Annotated in this window: 35 protein-coding genes and 2 pseudogenes; 12 read left to right on the top strand and 25 right to left on the bottom strand. The window is 53.3% G+C overall.

The annotated features are described in order from the left end of the window. Positions 1-6 precede the first annotated feature (6 nt). The 7 genes from D781_RS13595 (at position 7) to moaE (ending at position 6,865) form a co-directional block, all read left to right on the top strand. Complete coding sequence (locus D781_RS13595; protein WP_015672913.1) at positions 7-2,322, top strand: FdhF/YdeP family oxidoreductase; 2,316 nt, start codon at positions 7-9, stop codon at positions 2,320-2,322. 162 nt (positions 2,323-2,484) lie between these two features. Beyond that, positions 2,485-3,888 carry a cytochrome ubiquinol oxidase subunit I gene (locus D781_RS13590; protein WP_015672912.1) on the top strand — a complete coding sequence of 468 codons (1,404 nt, stop codon included), beginning with the start codon at positions 2,485-2,487 and terminating at the stop codon, positions 3,886-3,888. A 1-nt stretch (position 3,889) separates the two neighbouring features. Beyond that, positions 3,890-4,900: a cytochrome d ubiquinol oxidase subunit II gene (cydB, locus tag D781_RS13585; RefSeq protein WP_015672911.1), complete on the top strand. Its 1,011-nt coding sequence runs from the start codon at positions 3,890-3,892 to the stop codon at positions 4,898-4,900. A 15-nt stretch (positions 4,901-4,915) separates the two neighbouring features. Continuing rightward, positions 4,916-5,062 (top strand): DUF2474 domain-containing protein, encoded by a 147-nt coding sequence (locus D781_RS22900; RefSeq protein WP_015672910.1) that lies wholly within the window; start codon positions 4,916-4,918, stop codon positions 5,060-5,062. A gap of 99 nt (positions 5,063-5,161) precedes the next feature. Continuing rightward, a complete protein-coding gene (gene moaA, locus D781_RS13580) occupies positions 5,162-6,148 on the top strand; it encodes a GTP 3',8-cyclase MoaA (protein ID WP_015672909.1) in 987 nt (328 codons plus the stop codon). Positions 6,149-6,165: 17 nt separating this feature from the next. Continuing rightward, positions 6,166-6,411, top strand: coding sequence for a molybdopterin synthase sulfur carrier subunit (moaD, locus tag D781_RS13575; protein ID WP_015672908.1), 246 nt, complete (start codon positions 6,166-6,168; stop codon positions 6,409-6,411). A gap of 1 nt (position 6,412) precedes the next feature. After that, positions 6,413-6,865 (top strand): molybdopterin synthase catalytic subunit MoaE, encoded by a 453-nt coding sequence (gene moaE, locus D781_RS13570; RefSeq protein WP_015672907.1) that lies wholly within the window; start codon positions 6,413-6,415, stop codon positions 6,863-6,865. Between the two features lie 187 nt (positions 6,866-7,052). On the opposite strand, the gene D781_RS13565 is transcribed toward moaE, so the two are convergent. Further along, positions 7,053-7,970: a bestrophin family ion channel gene (locus tag D781_RS13565; protein ID WP_015672906.1), complete on the bottom strand. Its 918-nt coding sequence runs from the start codon at positions 7,968-7,970 to the stop codon at positions 7,053-7,055. 200 nt (positions 7,971-8,170) lie between these two features. Beyond that, the gene (gene fdhD / locus D781_RS13560; protein ID WP_015672905.1) at positions 8,171-8,959 is read right to left on the bottom strand and encodes a formate dehydrogenase accessory sulfurtransferase FdhD; all 789 of its coding nucleotides are present in this window, start codon (positions 8,957-8,959) and stop codon (positions 8,171-8,173) included. A 250-nt stretch (positions 8,960-9,209) separates the two neighbouring features. Here fdhD and D781_RS13550 point away from each other — a divergent pair, with 250 nt between their 5' ends. Continuing rightward, positions 9,210-9,575 (top strand): DUF596 domain-containing protein, encoded by a 366-nt coding sequence (locus tag D781_RS13550; RefSeq protein ID WP_015672904.1) that lies wholly within the window; start codon positions 9,210-9,212, stop codon positions 9,573-9,575. A 105-nt stretch (positions 9,576-9,680) separates the two neighbouring features. Here D781_RS13550 and D781_RS13545 read toward each other — a convergent pair whose 3' ends face one another. The 3 genes from D781_RS13545 to D781_RS13535 form a co-directional block, all read right to left on the bottom strand. Next, positions 9,681-10,106: a universal stress protein gene (locus D781_RS13545; protein WP_015672903.1), complete on the bottom strand. Its 426-nt coding sequence runs from the start codon at positions 10,104-10,106 to the stop codon at positions 9,681-9,683. Next, positions 10,103-10,546, bottom strand: coding sequence for a universal stress protein (locus D781_RS13540; protein WP_015672902.1), 444 nt, complete (start codon positions 10,544-10,546; stop codon positions 10,103-10,105). Before D781_RS13540 ends, D781_RS13545 begins: the two co-directional genes overlap by 4 nt. Positions 10,547-10,673: 127 nt before the next feature. Then, on the bottom strand, positions 10,674-11,585 hold the full coding sequence (locus D781_RS13535; RefSeq protein ID WP_015672901.1) for a LysR family transcriptional regulator: 912 nt from the start codon (positions 11,583-11,585) through the stop codon (positions 10,674-10,676). Positions 11,586-11,709: 124 nt separating this feature from the next. On the opposite strand from D781_RS13535, the gene D781_RS13530 reads away from it, so the two are divergent. The 3 genes from D781_RS13530 (at position 11,710) to kynA (ending at position 14,537) form a co-directional block, all read left to right on the top strand. After that, entirely contained in the window at positions 11,710-13,092 is a 1,383-nt protein-coding gene (locus D781_RS13530; protein WP_015672900.1) for an MFS transporter, read from the top strand. After that, entirely contained in the window at positions 13,089-13,481 is a 393-nt protein-coding gene (locus D781_RS13525; RefSeq protein ID WP_015672899.1) for a DUF4440 domain-containing protein, read from the top strand. Before D781_RS13530 ends, D781_RS13525 begins: the two co-directional genes overlap by 4 nt. A gap of 213 nt (positions 13,482-13,694) precedes the next feature. After that, positions 13,695-14,537 carry a tryptophan 2,3-dioxygenase gene (gene kynA, locus D781_RS13520; RefSeq protein WP_015672898.1) on the top strand — a complete coding sequence of 281 codons (843 nt, stop codon included), beginning with the start codon at positions 13,695-13,697 and terminating at the stop codon, positions 14,535-14,537. A 21-nt stretch (positions 14,538-14,558) separates the two neighbouring features. Here the strand turns inward: kynA and D781_RS13515 are convergent, their stop codons facing one another. The 14 genes and pseudogenes from D781_RS13515 to D781_RS24195 form a co-directional block, all read right to left on the bottom strand. Continuing rightward, a complete protein-coding gene (locus D781_RS13515) occupies positions 14,559-14,936 on the bottom strand; it encodes a DUF6508 domain-containing protein (RefSeq protein WP_015672897.1) in 378 nt (125 codons plus the stop codon). A 121-nt stretch (positions 14,937-15,057) separates the two neighbouring features. Beyond that, entirely contained in the window at positions 15,058-15,327 is a 270-nt protein-coding gene (locus tag D781_RS23700; protein WP_124014450.1) for a hypothetical protein, read from the bottom strand. 104 nt (positions 15,328-15,431) lie between these two features. Continuing rightward, positions 15,432-15,821, bottom strand: coding sequence for a hypothetical protein (locus D781_RS23695; protein ID WP_124014449.1), 390 nt, complete (start codon positions 15,819-15,821; stop codon positions 15,432-15,434). A gap of 342 nt (positions 15,822-16,163) precedes the next feature. Further along, a complete protein-coding gene (locus tag D781_RS23690) occupies positions 16,164-16,556 on the bottom strand; it encodes a hypothetical protein (RefSeq protein WP_015672896.1) in 393 nt (130 codons plus the stop codon). A gap of 255 nt (positions 16,557-16,811) precedes the next feature. Continuing rightward, the gene (locus tag D781_RS13510; protein WP_015672894.1) at positions 16,812-17,264 is read right to left on the bottom strand and encodes a hypothetical protein; all 453 of its coding nucleotides are present in this window, start codon (positions 17,262-17,264) and stop codon (positions 16,812-16,814) included. 14 nt (positions 17,265-17,278) lie between these two features. Continuing rightward, the gene (locus tag D781_RS24035; protein WP_199557178.1) at positions 17,279-17,500 is read right to left on the bottom strand and encodes a hypothetical protein; all 222 of its coding nucleotides are present in this window, start codon (positions 17,498-17,500) and stop codon (positions 17,279-17,281) included. Beyond that, the gene (locus D781_RS24210; protein ID WP_080062358.1) at positions 17,439-17,768 is read right to left on the bottom strand and encodes an RHS repeat-associated core domain-containing protein; all 330 of its coding nucleotides are present in this window, start codon (positions 17,766-17,768) and stop codon (positions 17,439-17,441) included. The genes D781_RS24035 and D781_RS24210 overlap by 62 nt, the downstream gene beginning before the upstream one ends. Before the next feature lie 77 nt (positions 17,769-17,845). Next, positions 17,846-18,145, bottom strand: a complete 300-nt coding sequence (locus tag D781_RS24205; RefSeq protein ID WP_051032596.1) for an RHS domain-containing protein — start codon at positions 18,143-18,145, stop codon at positions 17,846-17,848. 97 nt (positions 18,146-18,242) lie between these two features. Beyond that, positions 18,243-18,286: pseudogene (locus D781_RS24330) on the bottom strand (hypothetical protein); the annotation flags it as partial. 829 nt (positions 18,287-19,115) lie between these two features. Beyond that, a complete protein-coding gene (locus tag D781_RS13500) occupies positions 19,116-19,514 on the bottom strand; it encodes a hypothetical protein (protein WP_015672893.1) in 399 nt (132 codons plus the stop codon). A 14-nt stretch (positions 19,515-19,528) separates the two neighbouring features. Continuing rightward, entirely contained in the window at positions 19,529-20,797 is a 1,269-nt protein-coding gene (locus tag D781_RS13495) for an RHS repeat-associated core domain-containing protein (RefSeq protein WP_051032595.1), read from the bottom strand. Between the two features lie 100 nt (positions 20,798-20,897). Beyond that, positions 20,898-21,329 carry a hypothetical protein gene (locus D781_RS13490; protein ID WP_015672891.1) on the bottom strand — a complete coding sequence of 144 codons (432 nt, stop codon included), beginning with the start codon at positions 21,327-21,329 and terminating at the stop codon, positions 20,898-20,900. Positions 21,330-21,332: 3 nt separating this feature from the next. Then, positions 21,333-22,166: an RHS repeat-associated core domain-containing protein gene (locus D781_RS24200; protein WP_071823839.1), complete on the bottom strand. Its 834-nt coding sequence runs from the start codon at positions 22,164-22,166 to the stop codon at positions 21,333-21,335. Beyond that, positions 22,156-22,611: a hypothetical protein gene (locus tag D781_RS24195; protein ID WP_233494091.1), complete on the bottom strand. Its 456-nt coding sequence runs from the start codon at positions 22,609-22,611 to the stop codon at positions 22,156-22,158. The genes D781_RS24200 and D781_RS24195 overlap by 11 nt, the downstream gene beginning before the upstream one ends. Between D781_RS24195 and D781_RS24190 the strand changes: the two genes are divergently transcribed. Continuing rightward, positions 22,516-22,839, top strand: a complete 324-nt coding sequence (locus D781_RS24190) for a hypothetical protein (protein WP_233494150.1) — start codon at positions 22,516-22,518, stop codon at positions 22,837-22,839. The genes D781_RS24195 and D781_RS24190 overlap by 96 nt on opposite strands. Positions 22,840-22,842: 3 nt before the next feature. Here the strand turns inward: D781_RS24190 and D781_RS22875 are convergent, their stop codons facing one another. The 6 genes and pseudogenes from D781_RS22875 to D781_RS13465 all read right to left on the bottom strand — a co-directional run bounded on the left by D781_RS22875 (position 22,843) and on the right by D781_RS13465 (position 25,851). After that, positions 22,843-23,166: a YacL family protein gene (locus D781_RS22875; protein WP_015672892.1), complete on the bottom strand. Its 324-nt coding sequence runs from the start codon at positions 23,164-23,166 to the stop codon at positions 22,843-22,845. Between the two features lie 338 nt (positions 23,167-23,504). Beyond that, the gene (locus D781_RS22870) at positions 23,505-23,954 is read right to left on the bottom strand and encodes an SMI1/KNR4 family protein (RefSeq protein WP_071823891.1); all 450 of its coding nucleotides are present in this window, start codon (positions 23,952-23,954) and stop codon (positions 23,505-23,507) included. A gap of 10 nt (positions 23,955-23,964) precedes the next feature. After that, complete coding sequence (locus D781_RS24185) at positions 23,965-24,426, bottom strand: HNH/ENDO VII family nuclease (protein ID WP_071823840.1); 462 nt, start codon at positions 24,424-24,426, stop codon at positions 23,965-23,967. A 3-nt stretch (positions 24,427-24,429) separates the two neighbouring features. Next, positions 24,430-24,495, bottom strand: a pseudogene (locus tag D781_RS24180) (hypothetical protein); the annotation flags it as partial. Between the two features lie 77 nt (positions 24,496-24,572). Beyond that, entirely contained in the window at positions 24,573-25,319 is a 747-nt protein-coding gene (locus D781_RS13470) for an RHS domain-containing protein (RefSeq protein ID WP_051032591.1), read from the bottom strand. 100 nt (positions 25,320-25,419) lie between these two features. Beyond that, positions 25,420-25,851 carry a hypothetical protein gene (locus D781_RS13465; protein ID WP_015672891.1) on the bottom strand — a complete coding sequence of 144 codons (432 nt, stop codon included), beginning with the start codon at positions 25,849-25,851 and terminating at the stop codon, positions 25,420-25,422. Positions 25,852-25,853 lie beyond the last annotated feature (2 nt).

Below are 25,853 nucleotides of genomic sequence, written 5' to 3'. Positions count from 1 at the left end.
ACAATTATGAAATTCAAATCAAAAATAAAGCCGTATAAAGCGGCCGCGGGCGGTTGGGGCTCACTGGAAGCCACCACGCGGTTTGTTTTTGATAGCAAACAAGCGCTGAAAAATATGGTCAACCTGATGCGGATGAATAAATCCAAAGGGTTTGACTGCCCGGGCTGCGCCTGGGGTGACGATAATAAAAGTATCTTCAGCTTCTGTGAGAACGGCGCCAAAGCGGTGACCTGGGAAGCGACGCGGCGTCACGTCGACAGAGAGTTCTTCGCCGCGCACCGCGTCAGCCGCCTATATCTGGAAAGCGACTACTTTTTGGAATATCAGGGCCGGGTGACTGAGCCGCTGCGCTATAACCGCGCTACCGACCATTATGAACCCATCAGCTGGGATGACGCCTTCGCCCTGATCGGTCAACACATTAAAGGGATGGATAATCCGAACCAGCTGGAGCTGTACACCTCCGGGCGCGCCAGCAATGAGGCCTCCTGGCTGTACCAGCTGTTCGGCCGGGTGCTCGGCACCAATAACTTCCCCGACTGTTCTAATATGTGCCACGAAGCCAGCGGCTACGGCATGCAGCAAAGCCTGGGGGTGGGCAAGGGCACCATCCATCTGGATGATTTTGACCAGGCGGACGGCATCTTTGTGTTCGGACAAAACCCCGGCACCAACCACCCGCGCATGCTGCACAGCCTGCGCCACGCCGCCGAGCACGGCGCGCGCATCGTCACCTTTAATACGCTGCGTGAGCGCGGGCTGGAGCGCTTTGCCGACCCGCAAAAACCGCTGGAAGTGGTGACGCCGCTGGCCGGCGAAATCAGCCACCGCTATTACCAGCCGAACCTTGGCGGTGATATGGCGGTGGTGCGCGGCATGGTGAAAGCGCTGGCGGAAACCCACCGTGCGCGCGTCGATGCCGGCAAGTCCGGCCTGTTCGACGCGCAGTTTATCGCCGACCATACCGAGGGCGTAGAGCGCTATCTGCAGGAGGTGGTGGACACCGACTGGGCGTTTATCGAGCGTCAGTCCGGCCTGAGCGAGGCGCAGATCCGCGAGGCGGCGCAGATTTATCAGCACGCCGAGCGGGTGATCTGCACCTGGGCGATGGGCATCACCCAGCATAAACACTCGCTGGCGACGGTGCGCGAGATCGTCAATCTGCAGCTGCTGTTCGGCCAGCTGGGCAAACCGGGCGCCGGCCTGTGCCCGGTGCGCGGCCACAGCAACGTGCAGGGCAACCGCACCATGGGCATTGATGAACAGCCGCCGGCCGCCTTTCTGGACAGCCTCGGCGCGCACTTCGGCTTTGCGCCGCCGCGCGCCCACGGCCACAATACGGTGGACGCGCTGAGCGCCATGCTGCGCGGCGAGGTGAAAGTGCTGATCGCGCTGGGCGGCAACCTGGCCGCGGCGGCGCCCGACAGCCGGCGTACGGAAGAGGCGCTGCGCAACTGCGACCTGACGGTGCATATCAGCACCAAGCTTAACCGCAGCCATCTGGTGACCGGTAAAAAAGACGCGCTGATTCTGCCGGCGCTGGGGCGCACCGAGCAGGATATTCAGGCCGGCGGCAGGCAGTTCGTTACGGTGGAAGATTCCTTCAGCATGGTGCACGCCTCCGAGGGCATCGGTAAACCATTGTCTGACAGCCAGCGTTCGGAAACGGCGATCGTCGCCGGTATCGCCAACGCGGCGGTCGGCAACACGCCGACCATCAACTGGCTTGAACTGGCCGGGGATTACAACAAAATCCGCGACCATATCGCCGCCACCATCCCGGGCTTTGACGACTTTAACCGCAAGTGCGAGCTGCCGGGGGGCTTCTACCTGGGCAACGCGGCCGCCGAGCTGCGCTTCCGGACGCCGTCAGGCAAGGCGCAGTTCAGCCATGCGCCGCTGCCGGCCACGCTGTTCCCGCAGCTGACAGCGCAGCAGGAGGTGCCGTTCGTCCTGCAGACGTTGCGCTCCCATGACCAGTACAACACCACCATCTACGGCCTGGATGACCGCTACCGCGGCGTTTACGGCCAGCGTGAAGTGCTGTTTATGAACCCGGAGGATATCGCCGCGGCCGGCTATCAGGCCGGTGAGCTGGTGGATATTGAAACCATCTGGAACGACGGCGTGAAGCGCGCGGTCAGCGGTTTCAAACTGGTGAGCTACGCCATTCCCCGCGGCAATCTGGCCGCCTATTACCCGGAAACCAACCCGCTGGTGCCGATGAACAGCATCGGCGACGGTACTGGCACCCCCACCTCCAAATCGGTTCCGGTGAAGATTACCCGCACGGCAAGCAAAACAACTCAACGGATTGCATAAGGCATTTCTCACGCCGCCGGCGTGGGGAGGGCTTTGTGCCGCACGGCGGTCTGCGGCCATCAGGCTGCGGCCCGCTTTTACCTGGCAAGCGCCGCAACCTGGAATAGCAATAAAACGCATGGCTTATCAAACGATCATAATGGTGATACTCAGGGGTGAACAATGTTTGGATTAGATGCCTTTTATCTGGCGAGGATACAGTTTGCCTTTACTGTTTCCTTCCATATTATTTTTCCGGCCATCACCATCGGGCTGGCGAGTTTTCTGGCGGTGTTGGAAGGTCTGTGGCTGAAAACGCGTAATGAAACCTACCGCGAACTGTACCACTTCTGGTCGAAGATCTTTGCGGTCAACTTTGGCATGGGGGTGGTGTCCGGCCTGGTGATGGCCTACCAGTTTGGCACCAACTGGAGCGGTTTTTCCCAGTTCGCCGGCAGCATTACCGGGCCGCTGCTGACCTATGAAGTGCTGACCGCCTTCTTCCTGGAGGCCGGCTTCCTCGGCGTGATGCTGTTCGGCTGGCACCGGGTGGGGCGCGGGCTGCACTTCTTTGCCACCTGCATGGTGGCGCTCGGCACGCTGATCTCCACCTTCTGGATCCTCGCGTCCAACAGTTGGATGCATACGCCGCAGGGCTATGCGATCGAAAACGGCATCGTAGTGCCGGTCGACTGGCTGAAGATTATCTTCAACCCGTCGTTCCCTTACCGGCTGCTGCATATGTCCACCGCCGCTTTCTTGTCCAGCGCGTTCTTCGTCGGCGCGTCGGCGGCCTGGCACCTGCTGCGCGGCAATGACACCCCGGCGATCCGCAAAATGTTCTCAATGGCGCTGTGGATGGCGCTGATCGTCGCGCCGGTTCAGGCGATGATCGGCGATGCGCACGGTCTGAATACCCTGGAGCATCAACCGGCGAAAATCGCCGCGATTGAAGGCCACTGGGAAAACCCGCCGGGTGAGGCGACCCCGCTGGTGCTGTTCGGCGTGCCGGATATGGAGCAGGAGACCACCAAGTACAAACTGGAAATTCCGTACCTCGGCAGCCTGATCCTGACCCACAGCCTGGATAAGCAGGTGCCGGCGCTGAAGAGCTTCCCGAAAGAGGATCGCCCGAACTCCACCATTATCTTCTGGTCATTCCGCGTGATGGCCGGGCTGGGCATGCTGATGATTCTGCTCGGCGTGGTCAGCGCCTGGCTGCGCTGGCGCGGCCGGCTGTATCAGTCGCGGCCGTTCCTGTGGTTCGCCCTGCTGATGGGGCCGTCCGGGCTGCTGGCGCTGCTGGCCGGCTGGTTCACCACCGAAATTGGCCGCCAGCCGTGGGTGGTGTACGGCGTGCAGCGCACCCGAGATGCGGTGTCCGCGCACGGCGATATGCATATGACGTTCAGCCTGCTGGCCTTCCTGCTGGTGTACTGCTCGGTGTTCGGCATCGGCTATGTGTACCTGATGCGTCTGATTAAAAAAGGCCCGGAGCAGCATGACGATGAACCGGGCGCCGGCACGCCGTCGCGTCCGCTGTCTGCGGTGCAGGATCCGTTAAATTCGCCGCAAGGGAGAAACTGAGATGGGTATCGATCTGTCAATTATCTGGTTTGCCATCATCGTGTTCGCCACCTTGATGTACATCGTTATGGACGGTTTTGATCTGGGGATCGGCATCCTGTTCCCGTTCAATAAAAACCCGGTTGAGCGCGACATGATGGTGAACACCGTGGCGCCGGTGTGGGACGGTAACGAAACCTGGCTGGTGCTGGGCGGCGCGGCGCTGTACGGCGCTTTCCCGCTGGCCTATGCGGTGATTATCGACGCGCTGTCTATCCCGCTGACCGTGATGCTGGTGGGGCTGATTTTCCGCGGCGTCGCCTTTGAGTTCCGCTTCAAGGCCACGCCGGAACACCGTCCGTTCTGGGATAAGGCGTTTATCGTCGGCTCGATCGTCGCCACCTTCAGCCAGGGCGTCGCCGTCGGCGCGCTGCTGAACGGCTTTGCGGTCAGCGGCCGCAGCTATGCCGGCTCGACACTGAGCTGGCTGGCGCCGTTCCCGCTGTTCTGCGGCCTGGGGCTGGTGATCGCCTATGCGCTGCTGGGCTGCACCTGGCTGATTATGAAAACTGAGGGCGGGCTGCACCGCAAGATGTCGCAGCTGGCGATCCCGCTGACGCTGGCGCTGCTGGCCGCCATCGCCGCGATCAGCATCTGGACGCCGCTGAGCCACGCGGATATCGCCGCGCGCTGGTTCAGCACGCCGAACCTGTTCTGGTTCCTGCCGGTGCCGCTGCTGGTGCTGGCGGCGGCCTGGGGGATTGTGCGCTCGGCCTATAGCCGCCGCGCCAGTTTCGGGCCGTTTATGCTGACGCTGGGGCTGATTTTCCTCGGCTTCAGCGGCCTTGGCATCAGCATCTGGCCGAACATCATTCCGCCGTCCATCTCCATCTGGCAGGCGGCGTCACCGCCGCAGAGCCAGGGCTTTATGCTGGTGGGCGGCCTGCTGATTATCCCGGTGATTCTGGCGTACACCTGTTGGAGCTACTACGTGTTCCGCGGAAAAATCAAACCGGATGAAGGCTACCACTAAGAGGAGATAACCCGCATGAAACCTGCCGTAGAGAGTTCTCCCGCCCTGTGGCGGCGGATGATGTGGATGGTGGTGATTTGGGGCGCCAGCGTACTGGCGCTGGGGGTGGTGGCATCGGTATTTAAACTGCTGATGGTCGCCGCCGGCATGAAGAGTCACTAATAAGCCGCGCCGGGCCTTCTGGTCCGGCGCAACGCGCCTGCCGCGTTATCGTGTTCCGCGCCGACGCTTTCTTTTCACTGTTTTTGCGAGGTAGGGCAGATGACACCCTTTACCGATCCCTGGGAACGCAAGTTCTACTATTTGCGCCTGTCGATTACCGATGTGTGTAACTTTCGCTGTCGCTATTGCCTGCCCGACGGTTACCGCCCGGCGCAGGGGAATAACAAAAGTTTTCTGACGCTCGATGAAATCCGCCGGGTAACGCGGGCGTTTGCCGCCGCCGGCACGGAAAAAGTCCGCCTGACCGGCGGCGAACCTTCGCTGCGTCGGGACTTTTGCGAGATTATCGCCGCGGTCAGCGACAATCCGGCGATCCGGCAGATCGCCATGACCACCAACGGCTACCGCATGGCGCGCGACGTGGCCCGCTGGCGCGCCGCCGGGCTGACCTCGGTTAACGTCAGCCTCGACAGTCTGGACGCCAATCAGTTTTATGCCATTACCGGCCAGGACAAATTCAGACAGGTGATGGACGGCATCGATGCCGCGTTCAGCGCCGGTTTTGCGCAGGTGAAGGTCAACACTGTGCTGATGAAGGATGTGAATCACCACAGCCTGCATACCTTCCTGGAATGGATAAAAACCCGGCCGATTCAGCTGCGCTTTATCGAGCTGATGGAAACCGGCGAAGGGCGTGAGCTGTTCCGCCGCCACCATATTTCGGGCGCCACGATCCGTGACCGCCTGCTCGCCATGGGCTGGCAGCGGCAGCCGCGGGAGCGCAGCGCCGGCCCGGCGCAGATCTTCGCCCATCCCGATTATCAGGGGGAGATTGGCCTGATCATGCCGTATGAAAACAACTTCTGCGCCAGCTGCAACCGGCTGCGCGTCTCCGCGCTGGGGAAACTGCACCTGTGCCTGTTCGGCGACGGCGGCGTTTCCCTGCGTGATTTATTACAGTCCGACGACCAGCAGCAGGTGCTGCAGGCGCGGATTGCCGACAGCCTGCGGCAGAAAAAGCAGACGCACTTTCTGCATCAGGGCAACACCGGTATTACGCAGAACCTGTCGTTTATCGGCGGATAATTTATTGGAGAGTCATCATGATCGATATTCTGTTTTTTGCCCAGGTGCGCGAGCTGGTGGGCTGCAGCCGCCTGCAGCTGCCCGCCGATTACGCCACGGTGGAAGGGCTGCGTCAGGCGCTGCTGGCTCGCGGCGAGCGCTGGGCGCTGGCGCTGGAGAGCGATAATTTGCTGGCGGCGGTGAATCAGACTCTGGTGCCTTTTGAACACGCGGTGCGCGCCGGCGATGAAGTGGCGTTTTACCCGCCGGTAACCGGAGGCTGAGATGCAGGATAAAATCGTGGTGGGCGCCGCGCGTTTCGATCTGGCGCAGGAACATCAGTGGCTGTCGGCGTCGGACGACGACGGTGCGGTCGTGACCTTCGTCGGCAAGGTGCGCAGTGCCAATCTGGGCAGCGCGGTTAACACGCTGACGCTGGAGCATTACCCCGGCATGACGGAAAAAGCGCTGGCGGAGATCGTGGCGCAGGCGCGCAGCCGCTGGGGGCTGGGGCGGGTGGTGGTGGTGCATCGAGTGGGCGAACTGCCGGCCGGCGAGGAGATTGTGCTGGTCGGCGTCAGCAGCGGCCACCGCGAGAGCGCCTTTCTCGCCGCGGAGTTTATTATGGATCTGCTGAAAACCCGCGCGCCGTTTTGGAAGCGCGAGGCCACCGCGCAGGGTGACCGCTGGGTCGCCACCCGGGAGAAAGATCGCCTCGCCGCTGAACGCTGGCGATAAAAAAAGCCTGTGTTACAGGCTTGAGGTTGATGACAACGTGGTCTGAGAGTCCGAGATACTCGGGCCTAGCGTAACGAGGGGCACTCCGGCGGCTTACGCCGCTACGACCCCATCGCCACGCTCTCCCTAATAACAGGCTTTGTCAGCAGTCTGAAGCCTGTGTTACAGGCTTTTTTACCGTTGAGCGTCAGGTCAGGTTGAAGTAGCGATCCGGTTTATGCAGCGCCGGCAGCGGCTGCTGATCGTTCATTTCCATCAGGCTGCGCTCAATGCTGTTGCAGATGGCGCTGAGCGGCAGGTCGTTGGCGGTGGTGCCGAACGGATCTTCCAGCTCTTCGGCCAGCGAGTCCCAGGACAGGAAGGTGTAGGAGATAAACACCGAGACAAACGGCGTCATATAGTGCAGGTCGGCCACCAGCGCGAAGGGCAGCAGGGTGCAGAACAAATATACGGTGCGCTGCAGAATCAGGGTATAAGCAAACGGCACCGGCGTATTGGCGATGCGTTCGCAGCCGCCGAGCACGTGGGCAAGCTCGTCGAGCTTATTATCCAGCATCTTGTAGGTGACGTCGCTGAGCCGGCCAGCCTGACGCAGCTGGCCGATTTCATGGCCGAGCAGCAGCAGGATGCGGTTGGTCGGCATCGGGCTGGCGTTGACCTCCGCGAACGCCGATTTCGGCAAAATACGGTACAAATCGGCGGTGGCGTCGGTGTGGCGCAGCTGGTGCTTCAGGCTCCAGCTAAAGGCGATCAGATACTGGGTGATATGGCGGTGCAGCGTTTTCTCTTCCGGCAGCAGGTTTTGCAACTGGCGCAGCAGGGTGCGCTCGGCAATCAGCAGCGTGCCCCACAGCATGCGCGCCTCAACAAAGCGGCTGTAGCTGGCGTTGTTGCGAAAGCCGAGAAAAATGGCGATGGCGATCCCCAGCAGGCTGAACGGGGCGACGGTTAAATGGATGCCGAATTGCTCATACCATTGATAAAAGGCAATGGCGATAATCGACATCAGGACATTTAATCCCAGGCGAAAGGTTATTTTTGACAACACCGAGCCGCGCCAGTCAAACAGGCGCAAAAACCAGTGTTGGTTTGGGCGAATGATCATAATGTCAATATTTCCTGATTTTTATTGAAATATTTTATTGGTTTAATAGTAGGTGATATTTTAACGGATAATCACATTATTGAGAATAATCCATTTAACGGCGGCGTCACTTTTTATTATTGATAAAAGGGTGAGAAGTTTCCTGCGCGGTTTATTACGCCGGCGGGAATCGGCCGTACCGGCGTTAAAATAACGGCGGCTTATGCGTCGCCGGAGTGCCACAGGCGCTGTGGATGCGTATAGACGGTGGCGCGCCCCGGCTTGCTGAAGCCGACCAGGGTCAGATTACAACGTTCGGCCACGTCGACCGCCAGGCTGGTGGCGGCGGAGACGGCGAACAGAATCTCAATGCCGCACGCCGCGGTTTTCTGCACCATCTCGTAGCTGGCGCGGCTGGAGACCAGCACCGCGCCGGCTTGCCAGCCCTGCTGGCTGCGGTACCCCAGCAGTTTATCCAGCGCCACGTGACGGCCGACGTCTTCACAGCCGCCGCTCAGCTTGCCGTCCGGCTGTAGCCAGGCGGCGGCGTGGGTGCAGCCGGTCAGTTGCCCGACGCTCTGGTAGCTTTTCAGCTGCGCCAGTCCGGCATCAAGCTGTGTTAAATCAAAGCGTTGGCTGAACGGCAGCGGGGCGAGGGGACGGGTGACTTCCTGCAGCTGCTCCACGCCGCAGACGCCGCAGCCGGTGCGCCCGGTCATGCTGCGGCGGCGCTCTTTCAGCTGCATAAAGCGCCGGCTGGAGAGTTCAATATGCACCTCAATGCCGTTACACACCGGCTGCGGCTGAATATCATAGATCTCATCGGCGGCGTCGATAATGCCTTCCGACAGGGAAAAGCCGATGGCGAAGGCCGCCAGATCTTTCGGCGTCGCCATCATCACCACGTGGGAAATACCGTTATACACCAGTGCGACCGGCACCTCTTCCGCCAGCCAGTCTTCCTGCGTCTGCTGCAGATTATCGCGCTGCCACACCGGGCGTTTAACCATGCACGCCTCGGTGTTGTTTTCGGGCGCATTCGCTATTAAATGTTTATTCATCATATCTTCTTGTTGGCCTGGGTTAAGATGGTGACGGGGATGAAAGGCCGCAGGCTTTATTATACATGTATGGCGAAGGGAATTCCCGAAAATATTGGTATAGCTCGCTGGACGATTGATATTATTGGCAATGATGACATTAAAAATGCTGTGGGCATAGCCTCTAACAAATATGAAATAAAATTCCGGTAGGAGAATTATGTTGACAGAACAACAGTATATGGAAAGGAAAGATACACTTGAAGGGTTATCGATGGGTAACTTATGGAAAAATATTGATCCGGATAGTGTTGATGGTAGAAAAACGCTCAGTTTTGATGAGGAAAAAGATATTTTCTTATGGTTTCTCCATCAATTACTGAGTGATGGCACTGCAAGGTTAGCAAGTAATGATGTTTTTTTACCTGGAACTGTAGAGGAACAAATAAATAATTTCAAAAATGTTTTTCCAAAAAATCAGGATGAAATGGATGCTGGTGCATTCGATGGGTACTGGTTTTTGACTGAAAAGTGTCCGGGAGGGATAGTCTGGATCCACGAGGATGGATATCAAGACTGGACCTAAACACTAATGAAAACGGCTCTGCGGAGCCGTTTTTTTCTGCGGTTGGCTGATATCCCTGTCATCAGAGCAAAACGCGCGCCGGCGGTGCTCCGGCGCGTCATGGGGTTATTTTTTGATCGGAACCACCAGAATATCCGTATGCAGGGTGTTGATGGCGTTTCTGGCGGAAGAGAACAGGTTACTCCACAGATCCTGATGGTGGCCGAAGATAAACAGGTCGATGCCTTTTTCCGCAGCGGCGTATTTCAGTTCATACGCCAACTCGCCGCGGCGGACGATAATTTCCGTTATCGGGTAGGTGGCGGCCTGCAGCAGCGGCGCCATCTCCGCTCTGATTTTCTCCTCAAACTGGGATTCGGAGAAGTCCACCACCGGGCGCCCCAGCTCCGAGTAGTAAGCAGCGTGGTGTTCGTCGACATAAATCAGCGACAGTTTCGCCCCGAGCGCCGAGGCGAGAGCAATACCCTTATCGATAAGCAGATGCTCCTCATCCAGCAGCGAGGTGGCGACGGCAATATGTTGGTAGCTCATGAGACCTCCTGTTTTGTCAGCAGCGGCACCACGAGGACATCGACATCGAGATGATTAATCGCCTGCCGCGTGGTGGAGAACAGGTTGCTCCACACGTCGTGGTGGTGGCCGAAAATAATCAGGTCGATACCGCGCGCGTCGATTTCTTTTCTCAGTTCCGGCAACAGCTCGCCCGACACGACGATCGAATCCGGTATCGGATAGGATGATTGCTGGGCAATGGCGGCGAGTTGCTTGCTGGCGGTGACTTCGGCGGGCACTTCGCCGCTGTAGTGGTAGGTCTGCAGGCCCAGCGCCGAATAATAGGGCGCGTGGTGAATATCGACGTGGATTAATGACAGCCTGGCGTCGTAGGCGGCGGCTAATGCTGCGCCTTTTTCTAACAGCTGACGGTTGTCGCCGTTAAGATAGACGGCAATCACGATATGTTGGTAGCTCATGGCGCCTCCTTTGGGTACTGGCCCAATGCAGAGAACGATCCCACGCACCCATCCGTTGTAAACGGGAGTTAGTAATTAGTTTAGTACAGAAATGACCTGCGGCCCGACGACTGTTGCAAACGCAGCGCTAGCGGGCTGCGCCAGCTTCAATACGGCTTTGCAGGAAATCGATAAACGTCCGCACCTTCTCGGAGACGTGGCGGGTATTGGGGTAGAGGGCGTAGATGCCCTGTGTGGGAAAACGGTGGTCGGGCAGTAAGCGGGTTAACGCGCCGGCGGCGATATCTTCCTGCACCAGCCAGGCGGGCAGCAACGCCACGCCCGCGCCGCTGCGGGCAAATGCCAGCAGCGAAGCCGCGCTGTCGGCCACGATCGCCGGAGGGTTGGCGGCTCGGAACAGCACGTTGTCGCCGGCCGGCGTCAGCACCTGCCAGCTCAACGGCGTGGCGAGGCGGCTATGGGCGATCCAGCGCGCCTCCTGCAACTGCGCCAGGCCGGTGATTGCTTCGCGATGGTGCGCCGCCAAATACTCCGTTGACGCCACCGGATAAATCGCAAAGCGGTCGATCAGCCTTGCGTGGTGCGTTGAGTCCGCCAGTTGGCCGAGGCGTATCGCCACGTCAAAACGTCCGGCGATCAGATCGTCGTTTTTTGACGAAGATACGTGCTGGATGCGCAGCTGCGGATGCAGGGCGGCAAACGCCGAGAGCGCGGGCACCACCACCTTGGCGCCATATTCCGTCGTGGTGGTGATGCGTAGTATACCGCGCAGGCCGCTATGGTCGCTGCGGACGTCGTCCAGGATCTGTTCCGCATCCTGCAGCAGCTGCAGACAGCGCAGATAAAAACGCTCGCCGGCGTCCGTAACGGCCACCTGCCGGGTGCTGCGGGTGAGCAGGGAGACCCCGAGTTTCTCCTCCAATTGCTTGATATTAAAACTCACCACCGCCTTGGTCAGCCCCAGCGTCTGCGCCGCACCGGTAAAGCTGCCGGCTTCCACGACTGCCACAAAGATTTCCAGACGCTGCATATTCAACATGGGCTTGCCTAACGTGGGTGAAGGATTGTCAAAATAATTTTGACAGTGTAACGCCGGGGAGCCGATTTATCTTTATTTTTATGATTTTATACTATGCGCACCGTGTTGTTTTTATGAGTAGCCTATGAATTATCGGGTGCGTGTCGCCAGCGTGTATCTGCTGGGATTCTTTATCGATCTGGTCAACATGTTTATCGCCAACGTGGCCTATCCGGATATCGGCCGGCAGCTTGATGCGCCGGTCAGCCAGCTGGCATGGGTGAGCAACGGCTACATTCTGGGGTTAACCCTGGTTATTCCCCTCAGCAGCTGGCTGGCGAAGCGCATGGGAGCCAAGCGCCTGTTTATGCTCTCGCTGGTTATTTTCATTATCGGCACCTGCGGCGTGGCCGGCGCCTACAATATCGAACAGCTGATAGCCTGGCGTGTGGCGCAGGGGCTGGGGGGAGGGCTGCTGATCCCGGTCGGCCAGACCATGGCCTATTCCCTGTACCGCAGCCATGAGCGGGCCAGACTCTCTGCCGTGGTGATGCTGGTGGCGCTGATGGCGCCGGCGCTGTCCCCGGCCATCGGCGGCGTACTGGTGGACCACGTCAGCTGGCGCTGGGTATTTTTAGTCAGCCTGCCGCTGGCGTTTGCCGCCTTGATCCTCGCCGCCTGCTGGCTGAAGCCTGACGCCCGGGCCGGCTCCGCCGGGCGGCTGGACTTCAGCGGCCTTATCACCGGCTGTCTGGCGCTGACGTTGATTTTGTTAGGGCTGACCACGCTGGGTGAGTCCGGCCGCCTGGGACTGGGCGCGGCGTTACTGGCCGCCGGGCTGGCGCTGATGGGCGGGTATGTGCGCGCATCGCTACGCAAAGCGCAGCCGTTGCTTAATCTGCGGCTGATTCAGCAGCCGATGCTGCAGACGGCGATGCTGATCTATCAGCTGATCCCCGGCATTTTTACCGGCGTCAGCCTGGTTGCGATGCTGTATCTGCAGGATCAGCTGGGCATGCACGCCACTGTGGTGGGGGCGATGATGCTGCCGTGGGCGATCGCCGCGTTTGTCGCCATCTCTCTCACCGGCAAAACGTTTAATCGGCTTGGACCGCGCCCGCTGTTTATCATCGGCTGTCTGGTGCAGGGTTGCGGCATCAGCTTGCTGGCAGTGATTGGCAGCGCTGATGAGATGCTGTTGGCGGTTTCGGCCTACGCGCTGATGGGCTTCGGCGGCAGCCTGTGCAGCAGCACCGCGCAGAGCGCGGCGTTTATTCAGGTTAATGACGCCGAACTGGCGGATGCCAGCGCGCTGTGGAACATTAACCGCCAGCTCAGCTTCTGCTTTGGCGTAACGTTAATCAGCCTGCTGCTCAACGTATTGCTTAATCTGTCCGGCATGCTGCCCGCACAGGCTTACCGGCTGTGCTTTATGTTGGTGGCGGCCAGCGCCGCTATTCCCGTTTTACTCTGCCTGCGGATTGCTAACCGCAGCGTTATTCTTACGCTTAATCAGGAGAAACAATGAACCGTTATTTTCAGGAAGTTTTGGATGCTCATGCGCTGATTCTCCGCTGGCTCGGCGATGCTGACAGCCCGGCGGCGGTGTGTGACGCGCTGTTGGCGCGTTTTAGCCCGGACTATTCCATGGTGACGCCGGGCGGCGCACTGCTTGATTACGCCGCGCTGAACACGTTTTTCCGCAGCCAATGCGGCGCACGGGCGGGGCTGACGCTTGAAATCGACAATATGCAGCTGATTGCGGAGAGCGCCGGCGGGGCGACCGTGACCTACCGGGAACGGCAGCAGTTGCCGGGCCAAGAGGCGACGCTGCGTTTTTCCACCGTGGTGTTTGCGCTGGCAGCGGATAATCAGGTGATATGGCGGCATCTGCAGGAAACGGCGCTTCCCGCCTAGGCGGCGTTAAGGAGAACATGAGAGGCAAGGGAGTGCGGTCGGCATTGCCAAAAGCGTCAAGAAAAGTGAACGGCCAGCGTCGGGACGGCGCGTAGGATCTGCGAGGCAACTCTCGTTTATTGTTAAGCAGTTGTTGCAAGGATGGGCTATTGTTTTCTCACGGTTTAGTAATCGGAACATTGTTTCATATTTGAAACTGTGCGGAGAAAACAGATGAATCAACGGGAAATAGAGAGCACGGTCGTTACCGATTTTTCCAAGCGTATGAGCTACGGTGACTATCTGTGCCTGGACCAGCTGCTGGACTGCCAGCATCCGCTGTCCAACCCGCAGCATCATGATGAAATGCTGTTTGTGGTGCAGCATCAGACCTCGGAACTGTGGATGAAGCTGATGCTGCACGAACTGCAGGCCGCGCGCCTGCTGGTACAGCAGGACAAGCTCAGCCACTGCTTCAAGATCCTGGCGCGGGTCAAGCAGATCCAGCGGCTGCTGTTTGAGCAGTGGGCGGTGCTGGAAACGCTGACCCCGTCGGAGTACGTCGAGTTCCGCAACGTGCTGGGCAACTCGTCCGGCTTTCAGTCGCATCAGTACCGTTCGATTGAGTTTTTGCTGGGGAATAAGAATGCGGCAATGCTGGAGGTGTTCCGCAACGACGAGGAGAAATACGTCGCGCTGAAAGCGATTCTGGACGCACCGAGCCTGTATGATGAGTTTCTATTGTACCTGGCGCGCCGGGGGCTGCCGGTGCCGCGGGCCTGCGTGGAGCGGGACTGGACGCAGCCTTACCAGCGCAACCCCGATTTACTGCCGGTATTTAAAACCATCTACGATAATCCGCAGACCTACTGGGAAGCCTATGAAATGGCGGAGAAGCTGGTGGATATTGAGGAGAGTTTCCATCTGTGGCGTTTCCGCCATATGAAAACGGTGGAGCGGATTATCGGCTTTAAGAGCGGTACCGGCGGCTCCAGCGGCGTCAGCTTCCTGAAAAGGGCGCTGGAGCTGACCTTCTTCCCGGAACTGCTGGATGTACGCACCGAGATCGGCGCCTGACGACGGCAGGGCGCCGGCGGGTTACATTGTCCGGCGCAATGCCTGCAGCCGATCCAGACAGGCCTGCCAGTATCCGGAGATGATAAGGCCGGCAAGGTGGTTGTCGCTGAAGCGGTCCATACGCAGATGGGCGGTCATCAGCTTGCGCAGCAGCGTTAAATCGGCCTGCGCCAGCGTACGCCGGCAGGTGAAACGCGGATCGCCGCCGCGGGAAAATTCATTCGTCCAGTCGAAGACAAAGATAAACTGATGGCGGCTCAGGGCCTGAATATGGCGCAGCAGTGGGTCATGGGGCACCTCGTCAAGCCGCCATTGGGCGCCCGGCGGTGGCGTAACGCCTGCAGCGCTGTCCAGCACGGCGTCGATGTCTGGTTTACTGAGCGGGGGGATGGCGGTCATGGGAAGTCGTCCGTGTTGTTGTTGGGCGGTTTATCAGGAGTTTAACCACTTTTTCCAGTATAAGCACGGTTCTGCCGGGGCGGTGACAATGTCGTGTTCTTCGTAAGCGAAGATATCAACTTCATTTTTCTAGAAGAAGTTTTTTAATTTTTCCTGGGCTAATTTCTTTGTCTTTATAAAATGATGGATTTTTTCTTATCGCTTGGGATAACGTATTGAATATACATTCGTTTGTTTTTAATGAACTAATCTCGGCGGTTAGATCATAATATCGATCAATGTCTATTTTGTAATCTCCTTCTGAAAACATAACTTTGATAATGTATTCCCCGGTTTCGGTTAGGTATACCGTGAAATCCCAAGGTTGCGAGTGTAGCGTTTTAAAACTCACTTTTTACCTCCATGTATTATTACCCTTTTAGCGTGATTATGTTGGTTTCAATTCGGTGATAACTCAAACAGGCTCTTGGCTAGTTGCGATATTACTTTTTGTATCTAGTCTATCTTATTTCCATCAATCCAAAGGCCTTTTTTGTAGGTGGCGTCCTTTCGCTCGACAAATGCGCAGCCAATAATTGAGTTATCTATCAAGAAGCAATCACCAGTAAATGAATCGTCAAAAAGCGTATATACATATATATCTACGCCTTCAGATATATTTTGTAAATTCTTTATGGACTCACATAAACCAAAACTATTTCTCTCTACTAAAAATATATGCTCACTCCTCTTCTTACATTGGGATATAACATAGGTTACGTTAAGCTTTAATGGGTTTCCTTTCTTCTCTTTGACTGTGTTTGATATAAGGAGTTTGTGTGGTTTTTCAATCCAACTTTCGTTGCTGGTAGGTAGGCTGGATATTAAGTAATTAATATTATCCATATTTATTTTCCTAGCATTTCGACAGATACTCCGGTTCTTCGTCCTAGCTGCAGCATTTCTACCTCTCCCCAATCATTTATATGAGTCCACCCCCATGACCACGTAGAACCACTTGGTGGTGCTCCGGCAGGCCGTTGAGCTCGCTGTGGTACCAGTACACCTCGCTGCTGTCGCCGTGACGGAAGACACTATTAAAAAACCGGAAGACCCATCAAGAGTACTTTCGGTTATATTTAAATTTAGATATGAAATATTATACTGGTGTCAGTGGTATACGGTTTTATTAAACTGATGCTATATAATATTTGGGGTATTTGATTATCTATGTTGTCATCGCATCGATTATTTGTGATGTTTGATACCTAAAACATCCCGCCCCCACTTTATTTCATCCGAACTTTTCACTCTAAGTTTTATGATGGCGACACCAATGACACAAGATTTACTCTCATTTAAATATAGATCAAATCCATATTTTTCATTATTCCCGCTTAATATATATACATTATTTTCCTTATTCTCCTTTAGGCGTTTTTTTAGTGAGCGATAACCAATTATATGTCCATTATTTTTTTTTACATTTTCATAATGCACCTCAATTTCCTCAATGCATCTGATTCGTGATTTTTTTATCAAAAATAATGAGTTGACACTATCTAGTAAAATTAGCCTGCGTAATAAATTTGGTGAGAAACTATTAAGTATTTCTTTTTCAATTGCATTGTTATCAATCATGGTAAATATACCTCGATGTCGCCACTTCGAGAACCTCGAAGAAGTACTTCTTGCTCATAATACCTATCTGGTGACCATGCCCATGACCATTCAGAACCTTCCGGAGGAGCCCCTGTTTTTACTCTTAGAATAACCCCATCATCTTTGGCAAAAGTGTAGTTGGAGGCAGTAATGAACTATGTAAATTCATTGTTTTCACTACGTGAGGCATTGAGTGATGAGTATTTTATCGATGGGTTACTATATTTTCGATTGTTATTTATTGTGGATTTTTTTTAAGTTTTCAATCTCATACTTATAATGATCTTTCTCAATTCCTTTTATTTTGGATAATCTTTCAAAAAAATCCAAAGCATGTTTTGACATTGCAGATACAAACTCATCCTTGTTGGTCAATGTTGTTACTTTTGAGTTGCATTTTACACTGATAAGTACATTATCCTTTATGGGCTTTAATTTAACCTCTATCGGTTGATCTGGGAAATAAGTATTGAACTCATTGTTTTTAGATATGGCATCCAATCCTTCTGACAAATAAGCCCATAACTGATCAATATAATCCCACATTTCAAGGTTGATCAAATTAACATTGTTTATGGTTAATTCCAAAGCACCTTCGATATAGTTGCAGTCTTTTATTTCACCACTGAATTCTAATATGTTTATGTAATCTTCTTTTGACTTTATATAAGACTTTACTTCAATCATTGCAATATTCTCTTTTAATTAGGGTAAAGTTGGCCTACTCTGCCTTTATTCAAACCTAGTGTGTATTCAACACCATCATGAATACCTTTTATCTGGTACATGCCTTGACTTCCCCGATTTATCAAAATATCTCTATTTTGTTTCATTATATCGGAAACAGCATCGGAAACGTCATTAATTGACATTCTTTCTGATAAAAAACTTTGTTGTGCTTTGGTTGAACCATTCCAATACATCTGGATGATGTCGTTCTAAAATATGCTTCATTCCTGCTTTATCTAATTTAAAAGTTTGATTTCCAAAATGGAAGTTCTTGCTAGAAAACCCCCTAAGATCATTAATTAATTTTTCAGGTTTAGCAACTTTAGGGGAGCACCTCAACCCCAACGGATCCACCCAGCTAATCGGATTCGGAGTATACGCATAGGTATTCACCCCGCCCGCCAGCCCGATCGGATCTGACTGGGTAAACCTGCCGCAGTTCGGATCGTAGTAGCGGAACAGATTGTAGTGAAGCCCGGAATACTCGCCTCATAAATGAGGCTCGCCCCTTCGGGGCCAGCGCTGAAGCGCTGTTCAAATCAGCCTAAGGCTGATTTGTCCCTGTCCAGATACTGGCCCTGATAGCGCAGGTTCTGCTGTGTGGCGAGGGTGCCGCTTTCGGCGTCGGTGGCGCCCCAGGCGGAGAAGCGGCCGTGCCAGACCACTTTGCCCTGCGCGTCGGTCATGCGCTCCGGCAGGCCGTTGAGCTCACTGTGGTACCAGTACACCTCGCTGCTGTCGCCGTGACGGTCGACGCGGGCCAGCGGCTCGTAGCTGTCTTCCCGGTAGAGATATTGGGTGCTGCGCTGCGACTGGTCGGGATTGTGTTCACCCACCATCTGCAGGCCGTTCCAGTGGAACAGGGTGGGCGGCTCGCCGTGGTGCGGGTAGAGGGTTTTCCGGGTGCAGCGTCCCAGCGCATCGTAACGGTATTCGGCGCGCTGATGGCGGCTGTCGCCGTTGAAGGTGACGGCGGTCAGGCGGTGTTCGGCGTCGTACTAGTGTATACCTATAAATGATATTAAAAAAACCGGAGACTCAGTAAGAGTTCATCCGGTTATTTTTTATATCTTGAGTGAGGATTTCAGAATATCTTCATCATTTGTTAATAACTCTCTCATTTTCTCTAAGCTGTGTTTTATTTCAAGGGTTAGTTTTTCGGCTGTAAAAAAAAGATGAGCCACCAAGTGTTTTTATTTTTCTTAGCTTAATTAAGTAAATTAGTCGATAACCAAACTCAATTGGATGGGGAGTGCTTTTTTCAATTTCACCAAGCGTTGCTCTTTCACCATCCATAAACATGTCGTGAACATTCAATCTTATCTTATTATGTAACCCTTCACCAGAATTTAAAATTTCTTTTATTTTTTATGGGCCCTTTCTCTTTGCTCCAATGCCTTTTATTCCTCCTTCAAACATGGCCATAGGGAATTAATCCCTATCATATCCTTTTGGGTTGGAAACCTTTTAATAACTTATTTACCCATTATCTCTCGATTAGGTTAGACTATATAATAATATAGATATCTTGTTTTTTTAATTAATGACATCGTTAACGTGACCGAGTTTTTGTTTATATCCCTTCCGGGGGGGGGTAATGTAAGAAAAATATAGGGGGTAATACCATCACCTTTGTGATGAGTTCAAAGTGCCATTAAAAAACCGGAAGACCTATCAAGAGTACTTCCGGTTATATTTAAATTTAGAGATAGAAAGTCACACTGGTGTCAGTGGTGTATGGGTTGATTAATCTGATGCTATATAATATTTGGAGTGTTCGAATGTTTGGTTATTCATCTCATTCTTTTGTTATTTTGAGTATAGCTCAGAGAAATCTATTTCTTTGTATTCTGACTCGTTTTCAATTAAATAATCACTGTTGTTATATAAAGATTTCCATATGATGATATAAAAATCCTTAACACTGATGTTTGTGGGTAAGTCTATTTCTGGTATTGCTGATTCATATAAACGCGTTAGTTTTTTTTCATCGTAGACGTTAATCGCATATTTCAAGCTGTTTTTTATTCTATCTTTGATGAATTCTGGGAAGGAATTAACACCTGGAAAGATTCTTTCATTCACAATTGTAGATATGGTTTCCGGGTTATTCATATTTAAATTGAGAATTGAATTGCTCATGCCTGGATCTTCAGATAATGTCTGCCAGACCATGGAAACATATTTATCGTTGATTTTTTTCTTCATATTAACCTCGATATTTAATCGGCAATGCCAAATATACTATACATCTTTCCTGTGTGACGATTGAAACTAGCTCTAACCATAGAGGTCTTAAAGTATTCTTGGCCTCCAACTTTATATCCCTCAGCAACTATATTTGGCATTTGAAAATCGACTTTGCCATTTGTGTGAATTTTTGGATCGTAAACCTCAAGTGCTTTTTGAATAGCAAGATGGTGATCTTCATGGGTTAAGAACCTTGTTGAATCGACGGGACGTCCAGCTACGGCATCCGGTGTGTATCCAGTGGTGGCTCTATAATGTTGCTGCTCAAGCGTCGTTCCCGCACCATGACGCCGTAATCCATGGATACCTAAATCACCGTGCACTGCTTCAAAGTGTTGTATTTGACTTTTTGCGGAGCCACAAGGAGTCAACCCCAACGGATCCACCCAGCTAATCGGATCCGGGGTATAGGCATAGGTATTCACCCCGCCTGCCAGCCCAATCGGATCTGACTGGGTAAACCTGCCGCAGTTCGGATCGTAGTAGCGGAACAGATTGTAGTGAAGCCCGGTTTCCCTGTCCAGATACTGGCCCTGATAGCGCAGGTTCTGCTGTGTGGCGAGGGTGCCGCTTTCGGCGTCGGTGGCGCCCCAGGCGGAGAAGCGGCCGTGCCAGACGACTTTCCCCTGCGCGTCGGTCATGCGCTCCGGCAGGCCGTTGAGCTCGCTGTGGTACCAGTACACCTCGCTGCTGTCGCCGTGACGGTCGACGCGGGCCAGCGGCTCGTAGCTGTCTTCCCGGTACAGATATTGGGTGCTGCGCTGCGGCTGGTCGGGATTGTGTTCACCCACCATCTGCAGGCCGTTCCAGTGGAACAGGGTGGTCTGCGGCTCGCCGTGGTGCAGGTAGAGGGTTTTCCGGGTGCGGCGTCCCAGCGCATCGTAACGGTATTCGGCGCGCTGATGGCGGCTGTCGCCGTCGAAGGTGACGGCGGTCAGGCGGTGTTCGGCGTCGTACTGAAAACGCTGCTCGACGCCGGTGCTGCCGTCGCGACGCCAGCTGAGGCGGCCGAAGCCGTCATAGCCCCAGCGGTGGCCGTTTAGGCGCTGCAGCAGGTTGCGCCAGACGGTGGTCGCCGGGCCGTCGCTGCGGTTGCCGGCGGGGTCGTAGTAAAAACGCTCCTCGCGCTGCGGCAGAATGCTGTGGGTCAGCTGTCCGCGCGCGTCATAGCCGAAGCGGTGCTGGCTGAACTGCGGCCCGTCGGTGAGGTTGTCGTTCTCAATCAGCGCCTGCTGCACCACCAGAATCTGCCGGACCTTTTTCCAATATGCCGGAATTTATGGTGCAGATGGTTGCAAGATAAAGTTTTTATGTGGGGTGTTAAATTAACAAACCTTATTTTTAAATAAGTTTTTCTGCACCTTTACCATCAATTAATAATTTGTATAGTGATTCAGATACAAAAGTCGCATCATTAATATCTAAGTCACCAAAGCCAACAATATAGAGACCAAATCCGTTATTCCCATTTGCGTAAAACAAAGCTTTTCCTCCTTCGTCATCACCAATTGCTAGAGAATGAGGGATGTATTTTTGAAAATCGTATGACTCATTCATTTCTAGGCATCCGCTTACACCCCATATTCTGATATATGAATCACCCAGGACCAATATTTCTGCATCTGAGTGTTTACTTGTAAAATCAAGGTATTCATCTGGAATGACAATGTCGTGGAAAAAATCTTTCATTTTTTTTATTTCTATTTCCGTGGACCCAGGATTGGTTGCATCTAAACTGAAGCTCTTATGCAATTTTGATGTATCTATATTCATTTGCTATATCCTATTGTATGGGATGCCTAATTTATCAAACATGCGATATTGTTGATCTAAAACTTGGTCGATAGTCTCTGTATCAAAACCAACATTTTTAAGATCATTGCGTATGTTATTCAGCTCATCGTTTAAAGAAGACGACCATTTTCCATTTCCTTGCGCAACACGAAGGTCTCGTCTAATATTTTGGGCATTGGAAATTCCTGTATGTGGTAAACCTTTCCCTGTTTCTAACGTTATAGTTGGTGCCAACTTAGGATTGTAACCATACTCCGAAAGATTATTTACGGCCCATTCTTGTTGCAGGCCATGATGCGATTGTAATCTTCCACCATTTGGACCAAAACCCTTAGGCTTAGGCAAAGAATCTTTATGTGTTTTGTTGAAGTGAATATATGGCTTACAACTCAACCCCAACGGATCCACCCAGCTAATCGGATCCGGGGTATAGGCATAGGTATTCACCCCACCCGCCAGCCCTATCGGATCTGACTGGGTAAATCTACCGCAGTTCGGATCGTAGTAGCGGAACAAATTGTAGTGAAGCCCGGTTTCCCTGTCCAGATACTGGCCCTGATAGCGCAGGTTCTGCTGTGTGGCGAGGGTGCCGCTTTCGGCGTCGGTGGCGCCCCAGGCGGAGAAGCGGCCGTGCCAGACGACTTTACCCTGCGCGTCGGTCATGCGCTCCGGCAGGCCGTTGAGCTCGCTGTGGTACCAGTACACCTCGCTGCTGTCGCCGTGACGATCGACGCGGGCCAGCGGCTCGTAGCTGTCTTCCCGGTAGAGATATTGGGTGCTGCGCTGCGGCTGGTCGGGATTGTGTTCACCCACCATCTGCAGGCCGTTCCAGTGGAACAGGGTGGTTTGCGGCTCGCCATGGTGCGGGTAAAGGGTTTTCCGGGTGCGGCGTCCCAGCGCATCGTAACGGTATTCGGCGCGCTGATGGCGGCTGTCGCCGTCGAAGGTGACGGCGGTCAGGCGGTGTTCGGCGTCGTACTGAAAACGCTGCTCGACGCCCGGTGCTGCCGTCGCGGCGCCAGCTGAGGCGGCCGAAGCCGTCATAGCCCCAGCGGTGGCCGTTCAGGCGCTGCAGCAGGTTGCGCCAGACGGTGGTAGCCGGGCCGTCGCTGCGGTTGCCGGCGGAGTCGTAGTAAAAACGCTCCTCGCGCTGCGGCAGAATGCTGTGGGTCAGCTGTCCGCGAGCGTCATAGCCGAAGCGGCGCTGCTGGAACTGCGGCCCGTCGGTGAGGTTGTCGTTCTCAATCAGCCTCTGCTGCACCACCAGGTCCTGACGGTCCCACTGGTAGCGGCGTTCGAACACCAGCGGGTGGCTGCGCTCGCTGCTGGCGCGGCGCAGGGTGATGCGTCCGACGCTGTCGTAGCGGGTCTCCTGGGTAACGGCGCCGAGGGTGCAGGCGACCTCCCGGTGCAGCTTGTCGCGCTGCCAGCCGGCGATAGCGTGCCGCTGGACAACAGGGAGAGGGGGCTGCCGTTTTCCTTTATGTAAAGATCACTCTTTACTCAGGATTAATTCTTTCCAGTTTTCAAGATAGCTTTTGAACTTTTCTATTGTGGGAATCGTTAAGCTCTCTTCTGTGTACTCGTTAAAAATTTCGACGCCATCCTGTCTGATGGTAATAGTATGACTATTGCCTGTTCCTTCCCACTCAGGAATATGACCATTGTTGACGGTTCCACATGCTGAAATATATTCGCTGACACCATATAAACTACTTTGAATATCTTCTTCTAAAAATGAATATATGAGGTGGTGTTCTTTTTCTGTTTTAACGCGGCAATGACCACGTTCATCAATAAAATATTTCATTTTCATCTTCACTCGTTAGAGAACTGGAAATGCTGTGTTTATATTTCCAATGCGGCCTAAATAACCGCCAATTTTTACACCGCTTGGTGATATTTCCTCCCATTCACCATCATTGCTAGTTGCATTATTATGTGTGCCTTTAATTTTTTGTTGGTGACTTTTGTCGATTCCAAGATTCAGGGGGGAGGGTTAAATACATCTATGGGGACGCGGTCACGGCGTTGAACCTATAGGGGATTGAATTATATTTTGGGGTGGGGATTATAAAGACCAGAATGGTAATGATATATTCTGGTTTTATTTTATGAAGTTGTATTATATAATTTTTGCGTAATTATGTTTTACTAACATCGTAAGTTTACATATTCTTGTAGGAAGGATTTGAATGAGCTATGCAATTTTTTATTTTTATTCATTGAAAACAAATCGTAGCTAACTATTTCACCAAAGCTATTTAGGGATGTGTCAATGCACCAGCAAATTTCATCATCTTTGAAGTAGATTACAGCTAAGTCCGAAGGCAGTTGATATTCACTCCGGCAATATATAGTATCATAATATACTGTCCCTCCGAAATCCGCCAATGCATCATTATCTTCAATGCCAGATATCTCTTGTTCTATAACTCCCCCCCCCCCTGTTTTTTCTAAGAAATATTTAAAATCCTCAGGTAATTTTAGGGATAAGTAGTGTTCTAGCCTAGATATTTGCTCTTTATCTGCAGCACCAAGCCACATCACCTCATGCTTTTTTGTTGACGATAGTTTATTTATTAAGTTATCGATTTCTTTCATATAAATCACCTCACATGAAGTCTAACGCTCGAAGTTTCCAGTATTCTGCCCTGAAAGTATCATATTGGTAAGCAAGCCTACCATTGTGTCTGAAGCTGCCGCCGTTCTCAATCAATCCATGTAGTTGCTTATGGTATTTTTTATGTGTTGATGAGACTATCTCAGCCATGGGGCCAGGCTCTTGACCTAATATATGATGGAGATTCATTTGCTTACCGTCGGGACCGATCGGAGCATAACCATTACTCATTAGATCTAGGTTGGTCCAACCATCTTCAACTTTTTTGCGGATTGATTTGTGTACACTTCGATGAACTGAGCTAGGTGCCCCTGGGTTAATATCAACAGTATTTTTATAGACGGTTCTCCCTAAAACATTTTCAGCTTGGTACTTGCCTGAAGGAGAGCACTTTACCAACCCCAACGGATCCACCCAGCTAATCGGATCCGGGGTATACGCATAGGTATTCACCCCGCCTGCCAGCCCAATCGGATCTGACTGGGTAAACCTGCCGCAGTTCGGATCGTAGTAGCGGAACAGATTGTAGTGAAGCCCGGAATACTCGCCTCATAAATGAGGCTCGCCCCTTCGGGGCCAGCGCTGAAGCGCTGTTCAAATCAGCCTAAGGCTGATTTGTCCCTGTCCAGATACTGGCCCTGATAGCGCAGGTTCTGCTGTGTGGCGAGGGTGCCGCTTTCGGCGTCGGTGGCGCCCCAGGCGGAGAAGCGGCCGTGCCAGACGACTTTACCCTGCGCGTCGGTCATGCGCTCCGGCAGGCCGTTGAGCTCGCTGTGGTACCAGTACACCTCGCTGCTGTCGCCGTGACGGTCGACGCGTGCCAGCGGCTCGTAGCTGTCCTCGCGGTACAGGTACTGGGTGCTGCGCTGCGGCTGGTCAGGGTCATGTTCACCCACCATCTGCAGGCCGTTCCAGTGGAACAGGGTGGTCTGCGGCTCGCCGTGGTGCGGGTAGAGGGTTTTCCGGGTGCGGCGTCCCAGCGCATCGTAACGGTATTCGGCGCGCTGATGGCGGCTGTCGCCGTCGAAGGTGACGGCGGTCAGGCGGTGTTCGGCGTCGTACTGAAAACGCTGCTCGACGCCGGTGCTGCCGTCGCGACGCCAGCTGAGGCGGCCGAAGCCGTCATAGCCCCAGCGGTGGCCGTTTAGGCGCTGCAGCAGGTTGCGCCAGACGGTGGTCGCCGGGCCGTCGCTGCGGTTGCCGGCGGGGTCGTAGTAAAAACGCTCCTCGCGCTGCGGCAGAATGCTGTGGGTCAGCTGTCCGCGCGCGTCATAGCCGAAGCGGTGCTGGCTGAACTGCGGCCCGTCGGTGAGGTTGTCGTTCTCAATCAGCGCCTGCTGCACCACCAGAATCTGCCGGACCTTTTTCCAATATGCCGGAATTTATGGTGCAGATGGTTGCAAGATAAAGTTTTTATGTGGGGTGTTAAATTAACAAACCTTATTTTTAAATAAGTTTTTCTGCACCTTTACCATCAATTAATAATTTGTATAGTGATTCAGATACAAAAGTCGCATCATTAATATCTAAGTCACCAAAGCCAACAATATAGAGACCAAATCCGTTATTCCCATTTGCGTAAAACAAAGCTTTTCCTCCTTCGTCATCACCAATTGCTAGAGAATGAGGGATGTATTTTTGAAAATCGTATGACTCATTCATTTCTAGGCATCCGCTTACACCCCATATTCTGATATATGAATCACCCAGGACCAATATTTCTGCATCTGAGTGTTTACTTGTAAAATCAAGGTATTCATCTGGAATGACAATGTCGTGGAAAAAATCTTTCATTTTTTTTATTTCTATTTCCGTGGACCCAGGATTGGTTGCATCTAAACTGAAGCTCTTATGCAATTTTGATGTATCTATATTCATTT

It is taken from the genome of Serratia sp. FGI94, from assembly GCF_000330865.1.
GTDB lineage: Bacteria > Pseudomonadota > Gammaproteobacteria > Enterobacterales > Enterobacteriaceae > Serratia_B > Serratia_B rubidaea.
The sequence above is the reverse complement of the archived record's forward strand: the minus strand, read 5'-3'. Positions and strand labels throughout refer to the sequence as shown.

Coding starts and splice junctions, on each gene's coding strand:
- D781_RS13510 (WP_015672894.1), bottom strand. CDS start 17,264: ATGATTGAAGTAAAGTCTTATATAAAGTCAAAAGAAGATTACATAAAC.
- D781_RS13550 (WP_015672904.1), top strand. CDS start 9,210: ATGTTGACAGAACAACAGTATATGGAAAGGAAAGATACACTTGAAGGG.
- D781_RS13535 (WP_015672901.1), bottom strand. CDS start 11,585: ATGTTGAATATGCAGCGTCTGGAAATCTTTGTGGCAGTCGTGGAAGCC.
- D781_RS13525 (WP_015672899.1), top strand. CDS start 13,089: ATGAACCGTTATTTTCAGGAAGTTTTGGATGCTCATGCGCTGATTCTC.
- D781_RS24035 (WP_199557178.1), bottom strand. CDS start 17,500: ATGTATTGGAATGGTTCAACCAAAGCACAACAAAGTTTTTTATCAGAA.
- moaA (WP_015672909.1), top strand. CDS start 5,162: ATGACACCCTTTACCGATCCCTGGGAACGCAAGTTCTACTATTTGCGC.
- D781_RS13500 (WP_015672893.1), bottom strand. CDS start 19,514: ATGAAGAAAAAAATCAACGATAAATATGTTTCCATGGTCTGGCAGACA.
- D781_RS24200 (WP_071823839.1), bottom strand. CDS start 22,166: ATGGTGGGTGAACACAATCCCGACCAGCCGCAGCGCAGCACCCAATAT.
- D781_RS13590 (WP_015672912.1), top strand. CDS start 2,485: ATGTTTGGATTAGATGCCTTTTATCTGGCGAGGATACAGTTTGCCTTT.
- D781_RS13545 (WP_015672903.1), bottom strand. CDS start 10,106: ATGAGCTACCAACATATTGCCGTCGCCACCTCGCTGCTGGATGAGGAG.
- D781_RS23695 (WP_124014449.1), bottom strand. CDS start 15,821: ATGGATAATATTAATTACTTAATATCCAGCCTACCTACCAGCAACGAA.
- D781_RS13490 (WP_015672891.1), bottom strand. CDS start 21,329: ATGAATATAGATACATCAAAATTGCATAAGAGCTTCAGTTTAGATGCA.
- moaE (WP_015672907.1), top strand. CDS start 6,413: ATGCAGGATAAAATCGTGGTGGGCGCCGCGCGTTTCGATCTGGCGCAG.
- D781_RS13530 (WP_015672900.1), top strand. CDS start 11,710: ATGAATTATCGGGTGCGTGTCGCCAGCGTGTATCTGCTGGGATTCTTT.
- D781_RS13540 (WP_015672902.1), bottom strand. CDS start 10,546: ATGAGCTACCAACATATCGTGATTGCCGTCTATCTTAACGGCGACAAC.
- D781_RS22900 (WP_015672910.1), top strand. CDS start 4,916: ATGAAACCTGCCGTAGAGAGTTCTCCCGCCCTGTGGCGGCGGATGATG.
- D781_RS24205 (WP_051032596.1), bottom strand. CDS start 18,145: ATGGTGGGTGAACACAATCCCGACCAGTCGCAGCGCAGCACCCAATAT.
- D781_RS13565 (WP_015672906.1), bottom strand. CDS start 7,970: ATGATCATTCGCCCAAACCAACACTGGTTTTTGCGCCTGTTTGACTGG.
- D781_RS23690 (WP_015672896.1), bottom strand. CDS start 16,556: ATGATTGATAACAATGCAATTGAAAAAGAAATACTTAATAGTTTCTCA.
- D781_RS13595 (WP_015672913.1), top strand. CDS start 7: ATGAAATTCAAATCAAAAATAAAGCCGTATAAAGCGGCCGCGGGCGGT.
- fdhD (WP_015672905.1), bottom strand. CDS start 8,959: ATGGTTAAACGCCCGGTGTGGCAGCGCGATAATCTGCAGCAGACGCAG.
- D781_RS13515 (WP_015672897.1), bottom strand. CDS start 14,936: ATGACCGCCATCCCCCCGCTCAGTAAACCAGACATCGACGCCGTGCTG.
- D781_RS13465 (WP_015672891.1), bottom strand. CDS start 25,851: ATGAATATAGATACATCAAAATTGCATAAGAGCTTCAGTTTAGATGCA.
- D781_RS22875 (WP_015672892.1), bottom strand. CDS start 23,166: ATGAAAATGAAATATTTTATTGATGAACGTGGTCATTGCCGCGTTAAA.
- kynA (WP_015672898.1), top strand. CDS start 13,695: ATGAATCAACGGGAAATAGAGAGCACGGTCGTTACCGATTTTTCCAAG.
- D781_RS22870 (WP_071823891.1), bottom strand. CDS start 23,954: ATGAAAGAAATCGATAACTTAATAAATAAACTATCGTCAACAAAAAAG.
- moaD (WP_015672908.1), top strand. CDS start 6,166: ATGATCGATATTCTGTTTTTTGCCCAGGTGCGCGAGCTGGTGGGCTGC.
- cydB (WP_015672911.1), top strand. CDS start 3,890: ATGGGTATCGATCTGTCAATTATCTGGTTTGCCATCATCGTGTTCGCC.